Source organism: uncultured Bradyrhizobium sp. (assembly GCF_936943645.1).
In the GTDB taxonomy this organism is placed as follows: domain Bacteria; phylum Pseudomonadota; class Alphaproteobacteria; order Rhizobiales; family Xanthobacteraceae; genus Bradyrhizobium.
Genome location: NZ_CAKZJO010000034.1, coordinates 1 through 13072, shown reverse-complemented (window position 1 = coordinate 13072; position 13072 = coordinate 1). Strand labels below are relative to the sequence as shown.

10 protein-coding genes are annotated in these 13072 nt (G+C 64.7%); 4 read left to right on the top strand and 6 right to left on the bottom strand.

Translation table 11 applies throughout. The features are described from left to right. Nucleotides 1–53: 53 nt before the first annotated feature. Nucleotides 54–2129 (bottom strand): methyl-accepting chemotaxis protein, encoded by a 2076-nt coding sequence (locus tag Q0743_RS03875; protein ID WP_298240266.1) that lies wholly within the window; start codon nucleotides 2127–2129, stop codon nucleotides 54–56. 240 nt (nucleotides 2130–2369) lie between these two features. Here Q0743_RS03875 and Q0743_RS03870 point away from each other — a divergent pair, with 240 nt between their 5' ends. Beyond that, on the top strand, nucleotides 2370–3665 hold the full coding sequence (locus Q0743_RS03870; protein WP_298240265.1) for a hemolysin family protein: 1296 nt from the start codon (nucleotides 2370–2372) through the stop codon (nucleotides 3663–3665). Between the two features lie 247 nt (nucleotides 3666–3912). On the opposite strand, the gene Q0743_RS03865 is transcribed toward Q0743_RS03870, so the two are convergent. The 3 genes from Q0743_RS03865 to Q0743_RS03855 all read right to left on the bottom strand — a co-directional run bounded on the left by Q0743_RS03865 (nucleotide 3913) and on the right by Q0743_RS03855 (nucleotide 7012). Next, nucleotides 3913–4152, bottom strand: coding sequence for a PilZ domain-containing protein (locus Q0743_RS03865; protein WP_298240264.1), 240 nt, complete (start codon nucleotides 4150–4152; stop codon nucleotides 3913–3915). Nucleotides 4153–4247: 95 nt separating this feature from the next. Beyond that, on the bottom strand, nucleotides 4248–5873 hold the full coding sequence (locus tag Q0743_RS03860) for an FMN-binding glutamate synthase family protein (protein ID WP_298240269.1): 1626 nt from the start codon (nucleotides 5871–5873) through the stop codon (nucleotides 4248–4250). Nucleotides 5874–6238: 365 nt separating this feature from the next. Then, entirely contained in the window at nucleotides 6239–7012 is a 774-nt protein-coding gene (locus Q0743_RS03855) for a ferredoxin--NADP reductase (RefSeq protein WP_298240263.1), read from the bottom strand. Between the two features lie 378 nt (nucleotides 7013–7390). On the opposite strand from Q0743_RS03855, the gene Q0743_RS03850 reads away from it, so the two are divergent. Further along, entirely contained in the window at nucleotides 7391–8197 is an 807-nt protein-coding gene (locus Q0743_RS03850; RefSeq protein ID WP_298240268.1) for a RimK-like protein, read from the top strand. 268 nt (nucleotides 8198–8465) lie between these two features. On the opposite strand, the gene Q0743_RS03845 is transcribed toward Q0743_RS03850, so the two are convergent. Both Q0743_RS03845 and Q0743_RS03840 read right to left on the bottom strand, forming a co-directional pair. Next, complete coding sequence (locus tag Q0743_RS03845) at nucleotides 8466–10010, bottom strand: acyl-CoA synthetase (RefSeq protein WP_298240262.1); 1545 nt, start codon at nucleotides 10008–10010, stop codon at nucleotides 8466–8468. A gap of 194 nt (nucleotides 10011–10204) precedes the next feature. Continuing rightward, on the bottom strand, nucleotides 10205–11377 hold the full coding sequence (locus tag Q0743_RS03840) for an acetyl-CoA C-acetyltransferase (protein WP_298240261.1): 1173 nt from the start codon (nucleotides 11375–11377) through the stop codon (nucleotides 10205–10207). Nucleotides 11378–11587: 210 nt separating this feature from the next. Between Q0743_RS03840 and Q0743_RS03835 the strand changes: the two genes are divergently transcribed. Both Q0743_RS03835 and Q0743_RS03830 read left to right on the top strand, forming a co-directional pair. Next, nucleotides 11588–12190, top strand: a complete 603-nt coding sequence (locus tag Q0743_RS03835) for a TetR family transcriptional regulator (RefSeq protein ID WP_298240267.1) — start codon at nucleotides 11588–11590, stop codon at nucleotides 12188–12190. A gap of 67 nt (nucleotides 12191–12257) precedes the next feature. After that, nucleotides 12258–13016, top strand: coding sequence for an SDR family NAD(P)-dependent oxidoreductase (locus Q0743_RS03830; protein ID WP_097657345.1), 759 nt, complete (start codon nucleotides 12258–12260; stop codon nucleotides 13014–13016). Nucleotides 13017–13072: the final 56 nt, after the last annotated feature.

Genomic DNA, 13072 nt, shown 5'->3' with positions numbered 1-13072 from the left:
AGCCCTCACCCGCGCCTTCGGCGCGACCTCTCCCGCAAGCGGGAGAGGTGAACCTATGCCGCGCGGATCGCATCCAGGAACTTGCCGACCTCGGTCTTGAGGCGGGTGCTTTCGCCGGACAGCGACTTGGCCGACGCCAGCACGTTGGAGGACGCCGAGCCGGTCTGGCTCGCGCCGCGCTGCACGTCGACGATGCTGGCGGAGACCTGCTGGGTGCCGCGTGCGGCCTGCTGCACGTTGCGGGAAATCTCCCGCGTCGCGGCGCCCTGCTCCTCGACCGCCGAGGCGATTGCGGATGCGATCTCGGACATGCGGGTGATGGTGTCGCCGATCGCCTTGATGGCACCGACGGACTCCTCCGTCGCGGTCTGGATTCCCGAGATCTGCTGGCTGATCTCGCCGGTGGCCTTGGCGGTTTGCTCCGCCAGCGCCTTGACCTCGGAGGCGACGACGGCGAAGCCGCGCCCGGCCTCGCCAGCACGCGCGGCCTCGATGGTGGCATTGAGGGCCAGAAGATTGGTCTGGCCTGCGATCTGGCTGATGAGCTCGACGACGTCCCCGATCCGTCCCGCGGCCCGGGCGAGCTCGCCGACATGGTCATTGGTCCGCCCGGCCTGCTGCACTGCTTCGCCGGCGATGCGCGCGGAATCCTGCACCTGGCGGCTGATCTCGTCGACCGACGAGGCCATTTCCTCGGCTGCCGAGGCGACGGTCTGCACGTTGGTGGAGGCCTGTTCGGAGGCGGCCGCGACGGTCGCGGTGACCTTTTCCGATTGATCGGCCGCGCTCGTCAGCGTTCCCGCGGACGCTTCGAGCTCCGACGAGGCCGACGACACCGTGTTGATCACATCGCCGATCATGGCTTCGAAGTCGCGCGCGACCTGATCCATGCGCTGGCTGCGCCGCAGCTTCGCATCGGCCTCGACCGCGGACGCCTCGTCGGCAGCCTTCTTGGCGAGCAGCGAATCCTTGAAGTGCTGCAGCGAGCCTGCCACCTGGCCGATCTCGTCATCGCGCCCCGTCGCGGGGATCTCGACCTCGTGCTGTCCGGCGGCGAGCTTGCCGATCACGTCCGCAATCCGGCCGAGCGGCGTCACCACACGGCTGCGCAGCATCATGGTCACGCCGGCGAGCGTTCCGAGCAAGGCAAGCACGGCGACCCCCGCCAGCGCGAGCATCGCCAAGGCGCCGCTGCGCGCAGCCGAGGCGCGCTCGGCCGCTTCGGCCAGCGCGGCGTCGCGCACGCCGTAGAACATCTGGATGGCGGGGACGATGACGGTCGCCAGCTCCTCGGCATTGACGCCGTACTTCCCGTCCCCCCTCGCCGCGGGCATCTCCTTCTCCACGACCGGCGCGGCTTTGCCGAAATAGGACTCCGTTGCCGCCTTCAGCGCGGTGGCGATCCGGGGCGGATTGCCGAGCTGCTGCATGCCGGCTTCGATGCGCTCGCGGTCGGCTTCCACACGTCCCTGCATGCGGTCCATCAGCGAGAATTCGGCGGCCACGAGCGGACGGCGCGCGGATAGTGCCGGCGACAGCGTGGCGGCGCGGCTGCCGGCCGAGACGCGCAGATCCTGCGCCGTCCGCGCCAGGCTCAAGAGCGCCGCAAGCGAGGAATCGGCGTTGACGACCTGCCCTTCGAGCCGGTTCATGATCGGCTCGATATTGTTGATGATCTCGGCAACGGCGGGCAGGAAGCCCTTGACCACAGCGCTGTCGCGCGCCGCCAGGGGAACACTCATCGCGCGATCCGCTGCCGTGGTGACGTCCTTGAGCCGACGGGCGGTGCGATCCAGGGTGTCGATCATCGCCGCGCTGTCATCGAGCACCATGATGGCGCGCCGTGCGGCCTCGAAGCCGACATCGGCCGCTTTCGCGGCCTTCCCGGCAGCTTCGTTCTGGGCCGGCGTCGCAGCACCTTCCTGGAAGATCGGTGAGATGTAGGGCGCACGAAGCCCGGCGACGTGCTGGCTGACCGTCAGCATCGCACCGAAAGCATCGACGGTCTTGATCGCGTCGGAGCGGTTCGTGAAGATGCGGGTCTGCGGTATCAGCACTTCGGCGCCGAGGATGACCGCGAAAACCGTCACCGTCAGCATCGACAGCGCGAAAAGTTTCCCGATGCGCATCTTGGGTCCCCCGAATGGATTTCTGCAATGTCGAAAACCTACCCAGCGTCCACTAAGGGGTCGTTAAGCAACAATCCGTAGTTCCGCGGAGCGTCAGGTCGTCGCGGAGGGCTCCAGAAGCGCGTGGGACATGGGTTCCCAGCGCTGCGAATGCGCAGAATTGCCGGCACTTCCTCGCCGAATACCTATATCAATGGCTTGTGCTGCCATCCGGCCACACTTGCTTACCTCCGGAACATCATGCTCTCGCTGGAACTCGTCATCGTCGTCGTCCTGATCGTCATCAACGGCTTGCTCTCCATGTCCGAGCTGGCCGTGGTTTCGTCCCGCCCGGCGCGGCTGTCGCTGCTTGCAGCCAAGGGCGTGCGCGGTGCCGAGCGGGCGCTGACGCTGGCGGCCGATCCCGGCAAGTTTCTCTCGACGGTGCAGATCGGCATCACCCTGGTCGGCGTGCTCTCCGGCGCGTTCTCCGGCGCGACACTCGGACAGCGGCTGACGCAATGGCTGATCGAGCTCGGCCTGTCCTCCGGCATCGCCGACATCGTCGGCGTCGGCATCGTCGTCACGCTCATCACCTACGCCACCCTGATCGTCGGCGAGCTGGTGCCGAAACAGGTGGCGCTGCGCGATCCCGAAAGCATCGCGGTGAGAGTTGCGCCGGCCATGCACGTGCTCGCGAAGGTCTCGCTGCCGCTGGTCTTTCTGCTCGACCTCTCCGGCAAGCTGATCCTCACCTTGCTCGGCCGCGGCGGCAAGGCCGAGGAGAAGGTCTCGGAGGACGAGATCCATCATCTCGTCAGCGAAGCCGAGAGCGCAGGCGTGCTCGAGCCCGGCGAGAAGGAAATGATCGCCGGCGTGATGCGGCTCGGCGACCGACCGGTCGGCGCGGTCATGACGCCGCGCACGGAGGTCGACGAGATCGACCTGAATGACGATCCCGCCGCCATCCAGGCCGTCATCGCGGGCAGCCCGCATTCGCGCTTTCCCGTCTCCGACGGCGACCGCGACAAGCCGATCGGCGTGCTCCAGGCCAAGGATCTCCTGGTTGCCTATATGAACGACCGCGAACCCGACCTGCGCGCGCTCGTGCGCGAGGCGCCCGGCATTCCGGCGTCGGCGGACGCGCGCGACGTGCTGACCATCCTGAAGGCCGCCCCGGTTCACGTCGGTCTCGTCTACGACGAATATGGCGGTTTCGAAGGCATGGTGACTGCGGCCGACATTCTCGAATCGATCGTTGGCGCCTTCCATTCCGAGAAGGGACCGCCGGAGCCGGCCTTCGTCAAGCGCGCCGACGATTCGCTGCTGATCGCAGGCTGGATGCCGGTTGACGAATTCGGCGAGCTGCTCGGCATCGAATTGCCGCCGCACCGTTACAACACCGTGGCGGGGCTGGTGCTGCAACAATTCAACGCATTGCCCGCTGTCGGCGACGCCTTCGACTTCGGCGGCTGGCACATCGAGGTGGTCGACCTCGACGGACGCAGGATCGACAAGATCCTCGCGAGCCGGTTGAGCGAGGTCGAGACGGGGTGATTGAGCGGCGGCGCGCGTGCGCGCGCTGGTGTGGCGCATGCTGCCGCTCCAATCCCCGCTCGTCGTCCCGGACAAGCGCGCCTCGAGCGCGCCGATCCGGAACCCATACTCCCAGGACGTGGTTTGGCGAAGAGCCGCTATTCGGTACTGCCACCAACCGCGATCGACAGATCACGCGGTATGGGTCCCGGATCTGCGCTGACGCTTGTCCGGGACGACAGCTGAAAACGCAGCAGGCAACGAGGCCCTACCCGAATCGCACGCCGATCCGCTTCTCCTTGCGCCAGACCACGGTGCAGGACAGATGGGTGCCGTCGGCCTGGACGAACAGGGTGAAATGCTCGGGAATGCCGAGGGGACTGGTGACGTCGAGCGCGGCGCCGGTGTCGGACAGGTTGCGCACGGTGCAGTCGATCGCGCCGCCGCCGAACTCGATCGTTCCGGCCTTCAGCACGCGATGCCTTGCTTTGTCGCGTCGTTCGTCCATGGGCACAATCTACACCCAAAGTTGAACCAAACGTTAAAGGCCCGCTCTGCTCGCGACGTGCCTTGCGCGGTATCGCAGTGGGGCGAGCGCCGCGCCTACAGCGCCGGCTGGAACGTGTCGGCCTGCGCCATCCGCCAGGCGTCGCGGAAGCGCGGGTCTTCCGTGCCTTCGAGCAGCTCGCCCGGACGCAGCGCCGGATAGAGCTGCGCAAAGGATCTCACGTCGGTGGTCGATGTGCGCTGGGTGAAGTGGATCGGACGCAGCTGCTGCGGATGCTCGAGGCCGGCGGCGGCGATCAGCTCGGTCAGCGAATGCAGTGTCGCGTGGTGATAATTGTGCACGCGATCGATCTTGAGCGGCACGTAGAGGGCGCGTGCCCGGGTCGGATCCTGCGTCGCGACGCCGGTCGGACAGCGGTCGGTGTGACAGCTCAGCGACTGGATGCAGCCGAGCGAGAACATGAAGCCGCGCGCCGAGTTGCAATAGTCCGCGCCGATTGCCATCGCGCGCGCCATGTCGAAGGCGGTGGCGATCTTGCCGGACGCACCGATCTTGATGCGGTCGCGCGCGTTGATGCCGATCAGCGCGTTGTGGACGAAATTGACGCCCTCGCGCATCGGCATGCCCAGATGATCCATGAACTCCAGCGGGGCCGCGCCGGTGCCGCCTTCGTTGCCGTCGACCACGATGAAATCGGGATAGATGCCGGTCTGAAGCATCGCCTTGCAGATCGCCAGGAATTCCCAGGGGTGGCCGATGCACAGCTTGAAGCCGGCCGGCTTGCCGCCGGACAGGCGGCGCATCTCGGCGATGAACTGCATCATGCCCACGGGCGTCGAGAAGGCGCGATGCGAGGCCGGTGAGATGCAATCCTCGCCCATCGCGACGCCGCGGATTTTCGAGATCTCCTCCGAGACCTTCGCCGCCGGCAGCACACCGCCATGGCCGGGCTTGGCGCCCTGGCTGACCTTGAGCTCGACCATCTTGATCTGGTCGTCGGTCGCGACTCGCGCGAACGCTTCGGGATCGAAGGTGCCGTCGAGATGACGGCAACCGAAATAGCCGGAGCCGATCTCCCAGATGATGTCGCCGCCCATCTCGCGATGATAGGGGCTGACACCACCCTCGCCGGTGTCATGCGCGAAGCCGCCTTTCTTGGCGCCGGCATTGAGCGCCCGCACCGCATTGGGGCTGAGCGCGCCGAAACTCATCGCGGAGATGTTGAACACCGAGGCCGAATAGGGCTTTGCGCAGTCGGGCCCGCCGATGCTGATGCGGAATTTCTCCTGGGCATGCGTCTTCGGCGAGACCGAGTGATGCATCCACTCATAGCCCTCGCGATAGACGTCCTCCTGGGTGCCGAACGGGCGCTTGTCCAGCTCCATCTTGGCGCGCTGATAGACCACCGCGCGGGTGTCGCGCGAGAACGGCATGCCGTCCTTCTCGCTCTCGAAGAAATACTGCCGCATCTCCGGGCGGATCTCTTCGAGCAGGAAGCGGATATGCGCCGCGATCGGATAGTTGCGCAGCACCGCGTGGCTCTTCTGCAGGAGATCGCGGACGCCGAGCAGCGTCAGCGCACCGAAGATCAGGATCGGGACCAGCAGGATGTCGAAGATCTTGCGATCGACGATACCGATGCCGATCAGGAGCGCGGTGACGACCGCGCAGATCGTCAGCACGATGAAGCGCGGCGAGAATGGCAGCAGCAGGGTTTCCATGATCCCCTCCTCCGCCAGCGGCAGGCGTTTGGGGGATTGCTGAGTCTTGTTGTCGTCGGCCACGATCCGATCCTCTCGCCAGCATGAGGCGGTACGATACGCCCTCGCCTGTCATACGGATATGACGCGGCCCTTGTTTCAGGCTAGCGAAATCGGCCGTGACAAATCAATCAGCCGAGAGGATAGGCTTTTGCAGTGCAACAGAGGGGTGGTGGAGGAAAGGGTTAGAGGGGCTTTTAGGGGTGGGCCACACTGGTTTCCACACGCCAAGCTGTCGTCCCGGATCGGCGCGCGCCTGAGGGCGCGCTTGTCCGGGACGACGGCGGAGTGGATGGCTAAGTGTTCGGCGAGACGACGAACAAAACTCAGCGCTCGACGAACGCCTTCTCGATCACGAAATGGCCGGGCTTGTTGCCGGAGCCTTCGATGAAGTCGCGGCCCTCGAACATCACCTTCAGCTCTTCGAGCATCCCCGGGCTGCCGCACATCATGACGCGGTCGGTTGCGATGTCGAGGGGGCCTTGGCCGATGTCGTTGAAGATCTGCTCGGAGTTGATGAGGTCGGTGATGCGGCCGCGGTTCCTGAACGGCTCGCGAGTCACGGTCGGGTAGTAGATCAGCTTGTCCGCGAGCAGCTCGCCGAACAGCTCGTCTTCGCGAAGGTTCGCGACGAGCTTCTCGCCATAGGCGAGCTCGGAGACCTGGCGGCAGCCATGCACCAGCACGATCGACTCGAACTGGTCATAGACCTCGGGGTCCTTGATCAGGCTGGCGAAGGGCGCAAGGCCGGTGCCGGTCGAGAGCAGCATCAGCCGCTTGCCGGGAAGCAGGTTGTCGGTGACCAGCGTGCCCGTCGCCTTGCGGCCGACCAGGATGGTGTCGCCTTCCTTGATCTTCTGCAGGCGTGAGGTCAGCGGGCCGTCCTGCACCTTGATCGAGAAGAACTCGAGCTCTTCCTCGTGGTTGGCGCTCGCCATGCTGTAGGCACGCAGCAGCGGACGGCCGTCGACCTCGAGGCCGATCATGGCGAACTGACCGTTTTGAAAACGGAAGCCGGTGTCGCGCGTGGCGCGGAAGCTGAACAGCGTGTCGGTCCAGTGCTGAACGGAAAGAACCTTCTCTCGGTAAAACGCGCTCATGATTTTCGATATTCCGAATGTCTGCGGTTTTAGGGGCAAAAGCGTTGCCCGGCCCTGAAAACGGGGCGGACACCATTGCCATGGCGGAGGATTTCGCGTGTGTGATCTACGCCATTGAGACCAATAATCAACCTCGTTTCGGATGCAATTGATGCCGATCAAACCGGCATTTGCAGCAGAACTGGCCGCATCATTAATGAATCTGCTGCCCGGCCTGCGGCGAGGGCAATTTCTTTTCCCTGAAGGGCTCGATGGCAGCACTTAATTTCCGTCGCGCTCGCGAGAATTTCATTAAGAATAGCTCTGATTTCCATCCCGGTTTGGCGCCGATCCCCGCATTTTTGCGGCTTTTGGCGCCAGGAGCAGCGGTTGAGGCAGATGGCGAGCGGCGAGCGAATCTTCGTTCAGGCGATCAGACACTATTGCGCACGCCACGGCATCGCGGTCGAAGTCCGCGCCGGCGGCTGGCTGATCGCGATGAACAGCGGTGAGGCACGGCGCTTCGCCTTCGGCTACGACATCGGCCTCAACAGCGCCATCGCGCATCGCCTCGCCAACGACAAATCGGCGACATCGGAGGCGCTGGCGATCGCGGGCGTGCGCTGCATTCCGCATCACCTCTCCCTCAACCCGAAGCTGGGCGAGAAGGTCGTTGGCGCCGACTGGCGAAAGGCGATGCTGGACCTGCTGCGCGACAATCCGCAAGGCGTGGTGGTGAAGCCGAACGAGGGGACCTCGGGGCGCGCGGTGTTCAAAGTGACGACCGAGGCGGAGCTCGACCACGCAACCGGCGAGGTCTTTGCGATGAGCACGGGGCTCGTGATCTCGCCCTATGTCGCGATCGAAGACGAGGTCCGCGTGATCCTGCTCGATGACGTGCCGCTGGTCGTCTACAGCAAGCAGCGCGGCACGGATTGGCGGCACAATCTCGACGCCGGCGCGAAGCCGGTGCTGTTGGAGGATGGCGAGATGCGCGCGGCCTGCGCCAAGCTTGCGATCGACGCTGCGCGCGCCATCGGTATCACCTTTGCATCGATCGACATAGTTCGCGTCGACGGCGACTGGCGCGTGCTCGAGATCAATTCCGGCGTGATGATGGAAGCGCTGGCCAAGCTGCATCCGGAGCTGGTGCAGGCAACCTATGACGCGGCACTGGATCGGGTGTTTGCGGGACAGCCGCACTAGCCTCGCCGGAGGCTCCCACCCTCCCCTGGAGGGCAGGGCTATCGCATATGGGAAAAAGCAAAGCGCTGTCGACACTTGTAAAGCACACGTTCGAGAAGTGTCGCTCCAGCTTCGCGGTTCGATTCCGTTTTGTTCTCGATCCGATTCCGCTGCTTGGCAGCGTCGCGCAAGCACATTGCCGGCTAAGCTCCGGAAGAGACTCGCGATTTCCACATGCGATAGCCCTGCCCCTCCAGGGGCCCTCCAGGGGAGGGTAAGAAAGAGAGCCTCAGATCTTCGCCGCCGTCTTCGGCCAATATTTATCGCGCAGATGGCGCTTCACCAGCTTGCCCGTCGGCGTGCGCGGCAGCTCGGCTTCGAAATCGATCGAGCGCGGACACTTGATCGCGGAGAGACGACCCTTGCAGTAGGCGATCAGGTCGGCCTCCAGCGCCTTGCCGGCGCGGCTCATGTCGTGCGGCTGTACCACCGCCTTCACCTCTTCGCCCATTTCCTCGTTCGGCACGCCGAACACGGCGACGTCTGCGACGTCGGGGTGCGTGATCAGCACGTCCTCGGTCTCCTGGGGGTAGATGTTCACCCCGCCGGAGATGATCATGTAGGACTTGCGGTCGGTGAGGAACAGGAAGCCGTCCTTGTCGAGATAGCCGACGTCGCCGAGCGTCGACCAGCCCTTGGCGTTGTAGGCCTTCTTCGTCTTCTCGGGATCGTTGTGATAGGTGAACGCCGGCGCGTCGGCGAAATAGACCGTGCCGATCTCGCCGACCGGCTGCTCCTCGTCGTTCTCGTCCAGGATCTTGATCTTGCCGACCACGGCGCGGCCGACGCTGCCGCGATGCTCCAGCCATTGCTGCGAATTGCAGACGGTGACGCCGTTGCCTTCCGAGCCCGCGTAATATTCGATCAGGATCGGGCCCCACCACTCGATCATTTTGGCTTTCACGTCGACCGGGCAGGGTGCGGCGGCGTGGATCGCGCCCTTCAGTGTGGAGACGTCGTACTTCGTGCGCACCTCGTCCGGCAGCTTGAGCATGCGCACGAACATGGTCGGCACGAGCTGGGACTGCGTGACCCTGTACTTCTCGACCAGCTTGAGGAATTCCTCGGCGTCGAAATGCTCCATGATGATGGAGGTGCCGCCGAGCACGATCGCCATCATGTTGAAGCGCAAGGGCGCTGCGTGATAGAGCGGCGCCGGCGAGAGGTAGGTGCTGTCTGCATTCATGCCGCACATGTCCGCGCAGAGCACGCGCAGGAAGGCGTTGGGGACGTCGATCTTGTTGCCTTCGAAGGCCTTCTTGATCCCCTTCGGGCGGCCGGTGGTGCCCGAAGAATACAGCATGTCGTAGCCGGCGACCTCGTCCGTAACAGGCGTGGTCGGCTGCGCGGCGGCTTCCTTGTCGTAGGAGCGGAAGCCGGCGAGAGGCTCGTCCATCATGTAGAAGACCGGCTCGCCGGGCGCGCCCTTGATCAGGCCCTTGATCTGGTCGGCGCATTTCGGCGTCGTGATCACGACCTTGGCGCCGCAATCGGCGATGATGTACTCGATCTCGTCCTGTTTCAGATAGCGGCTGATCGCGGTGTAATACAGCCCGCTCCGCTGCGCGGCCCAGCACAGCTCCATGAAGGCGAGGCGGTTTTCCATCAACAGCGCGATGTGGTCGCCGGCCTTGAGTCCGAGCGAGCGAAACAGCTGCGCGCCCTGGTTCGAGAGCTCGTCGAGCTCGCGATAGGTGATCGCCTTGCCGGTTCCGGCCATCCGATAGGCGATCTTGTCGGGCGTGGTCTTGGCGTGAATGGAGGGGTGGGTCATTTGGGAGGTCTCGCGGCAAGCAAGGTGTCGTCCCCGCGAAGGCGGGGACCCATAACCACAGGACGCGGTTGTTGAAACGAGATGGAGCTCCGGCGCAGCATAACCACAGTCTCCTGTGGTTATGGGTCCCGGATCGGCGCGCGCTTGTGGCGCGCTTGTCCGGGACGACACCGTTTGTGTGGCGACGTATCGGCTTACAGCCGCTCCACGATCGTCACGTTCGCCATGCCGCCGCCTTCGCACATGGTCTGCAGGCCGTAACGCTTGCCGCGCTGGTGCAGGGCGTGGACCAGCGTCGTCATCAGCTTGGTGCCGGAGCCGCCGAGCGGATGGCCGAGCGCGATGGCGCCGCCGTTGACGTTGAGGCGCGCCGGATCTGCGCCGGTGGTCTTCAGCCAGCCGGTCGGCACCGAGGCGAAGGCCTCGTTGACCTCGAACAGGTCGATGTCGTCGACCTTCATGCCGGCCTTCTCCAGCGCCTTCTTGGTCGCGTGCAAGGGAGCATCGAGCATGATGACGGGATCGCCGCCGGTCATGGTCATGTGATGGATACGCGCCAGCGGCTTCACGCCGAGCTGCTTGAGGCCGCGCTCGTTGACGACCATCACGCCGGAGGCGCCGTCGCAGATCTGGCTGGCGCTGGCCGCGGTGAGCTTGCCGTTCTCGGCGATCAGCTTGACGCCCTTGATGCCGTCGAGGGTGACGTCGAAGCGGATGCCTTCGTCGATGTGGTGGGTGTCCTTGCTGCCGTCGGCGCGGGTAATCTCGAGCGGCACGATCTCCTTCTTGAAGTGACCGGCCTGCGTTGCCGCGATCGCGCGCTGATGGCTGTTGTAGGAATATTCGTCGAGGTCATCCTTCGACAGGCCGTACTTCTCGGCCATCATCTCGGCGCCGGTGAACTGGCTGAACACGATGTTCGGATAGCGCGCCTCGATGCCCGGGCTCTTGTAATGGCCAAAGCCGTTCTTGGCGGCGAGCTGCGAGGACAGGCCCATCGGCACGCGCGTCATCGATTCCACGCCGGCGGCGATCACGACGTCCATCGCGCCGGACATCACGGCTTGCGCGGCGAAGTGCAGCGCCTGTTGCGAGGAGCCGCATTGACGGTCGATCGAGGTGCCCGGCACGCTCTCCGGCAGCTTCGAGGCCATGATCGCGTTGCGCGCGACGTTGTTGGACTGCTCGCCGACCTGCATCACGCAGCCCATGATCACGTCCTCGACCAGGGCCGGATCGACCTTGGTGCGATCGACCAGCTCGTCCAGCACCTTCGCGGCGAGGTCGGCCGGATGCCAGCCGGCGAGGCGGCCCCCCTTGCGCCCGCCCGCGGTACGCGCGGCGGCGACGATGTAAGCCTCGGCCATGTCGGTTTCTCCCTGAATTCTTGCTTGGGTTGGTTGTCGGGGACGGATTTAAGGGACGGGAGATCGTTTAGTCAATCGATCAATTAACTCTTGTGATGAGGCGCTGCTTGAGCTTATCTGCGCCCCGCTTCGAGCGGCGAACAGGGATCTTCCGTGGCTACCAGCGTACCGACCAGGCTCCCGAGCGGAAGGAATTCCACGGCGGAGAAATTGCTCGTGGCCGCGAGCGAGCTGATGATCGAACGTTCCTCGATCGAGATCTCGCTGTCCGACATCGCGCAGAAGTCGGGCGCCAACGCCGCGCTGGTCAAATATCATTTCGGCAACAAGGACGGCCTGCTGCTGGCGCTGCTCGCGCGGGACGCTGCGACCGAGATGTCCAATCTCGAATATCTCCTGGCGCAGCCCATCACGGCGACGGCGAAGCTGAAGCTGCACATCGCCGGCATCATCCGCGCCTATCACCGGTTCCCCTATATGAACCGGCTGATCCACTATCTCCTCCATGAGACCAGCGCGGGCTCCGCGGATGAAGTCTCAAAGTTCTTCGTTGCGCCGCTGCTGGATTTTCACCGCCGCCTGCTCGCCGAGGGCGTCAGCCGCGGCGAATTCCGCGCCACCGATCCGGTGCTGTTCTACACCAGCCTGATCGGCGCCTGCGATCACCTGTTCTTCGGCCGGCACGCGATGTCTCGCGCGACCGGCGTCGGTCCGGTCACCGATGACGTTTGCCGGCAATACATCAGGCACATGGAAACGCTGATCTGCGGCGGCATCCTCACGCAAGCCGGGGAAGCTGCCGCGGCCGGATAATCCGGCCATCACTCTCAAAGTTTAGAGAAGAAACGCCCAAGGAAAAGGCAGAGGAAAGGTACTAGCGATGGAATTGAAAGACGTAGCCGTTCTCATCACCGGTGGTGGTTCCGGTCTCGGTGAAGCCACCGCCCGCGCCATGGCGGCCAAGGGCGCCAAGATCGGCGTGATCGACCAGAACAAGGACAACGCCGAGAAGGTCGCCGCCGAGGTGAAGGGCGTCGCGCTTCATGCCGACGTGACCTCCGAGGAGCAGATCAAGGCGGCGATTGCCAAGGCGGAAGCCGCGCACGGCGTTGCGCGCGTGCTGATGAACTGCGCCGGCATCGGTGGCTCGCAGCGCATCGTCGGCCGCGACGGCGTCTATCCGCTCGAGAAGTTCGCCCGCATAATCAACGTCAACCTGATCGGCACTTTCAACTGCCTGCGGTTGTTCGCCGAGCGTCTCGTCACCATCGAGCCGGTTGGTGAAGAGCGCGGCGTCATCATCAACACCGCTTCGGTCGCGGCCTATGAAGGCCAGATCGGCCAGATCGCCTATTCCGCTTCGAAGGGCGGCGTCGTTGGTTTGACCCTGCCGGCCGCACGTGATCTCGCCAGCCAGAAGATCCGCGTCAACACCATCGCGCCCGGCCTGTTCTTCACGCCGCTCCTGATGGGCCTGAACGAGGAAGCCCGCAAGAGCCTGGGCGCGCAGGTGCCGCATCCCTCGCGTCTTGGCGATGCCAAGGAATACGGCGCGCTCGCCGTGCACATCGTCGAGAACGCGATGCTGAACGGCGAGACCATCCGTCTCGACGGCGCCATCCGCATGGCTCCGCGGTAGGCGGAGCGCTTCTTACCCTCCCCTGGAGGGGGAGGGTCGATCGCGCGCAGCGCGAG

Excerpts from the sequence above, each read along its gene's own strand:
- Q0743_RS03875 (WP_298240266.1), bottom strand. The coding sequence starts at position 2,129 with ATGCGCATCGGGAAACTTTTCGCGCTGTCGATGCTGACGGTGACGGTT.
- Q0743_RS03870 (WP_298240265.1), top strand. The coding sequence starts at position 2,370 with ATGCTCTCGCTGGAACTCGTCATCGTCGTCGTCCTGATCGTCATCAAC.
- Q0743_RS03865 (WP_298240264.1), bottom strand. The coding sequence starts at position 4,152 with ATGGACGAACGACGCGACAAAGCAAGGCATCGCGTGCTGAAGGCCGGA.
- Q0743_RS03860 (WP_298240269.1), bottom strand. The coding sequence starts at position 5,873 with ATGGAAACCCTGCTGCTGCCATTCTCGCCGCGCTTCATCGTGCTGACG.
- Q0743_RS03855 (WP_298240263.1), bottom strand. The coding sequence starts at position 7,012 with ATGAGCGCGTTTTACCGAGAGAAGGTTCTTTCCGTTCAGCACTGGACC.
- Q0743_RS03850 (WP_298240268.1), top strand. The coding sequence starts at position 7,391 with ATGGCGAGCGGCGAGCGAATCTTCGTTCAGGCGATCAGACACTATTGC.
- Q0743_RS03845 (WP_298240262.1), bottom strand. The coding sequence starts at position 10,010 with ATGACCCACCCCTCCATTCACGCCAAGACCACGCCCGACAAGATCGCC.
- Q0743_RS03840 (WP_298240261.1), bottom strand. The coding sequence starts at position 11,377 with ATGGCCGAGGCTTACATCGTCGCCGCCGCGCGTACCGCGGGCGGGCGC.
- Q0743_RS03830 (WP_097657345.1), top strand. The coding sequence starts at position 12,258 with ATGGAATTGAAAGACGTAGCCGTTCTCATCACCGGTGGTGGTTCCGGT.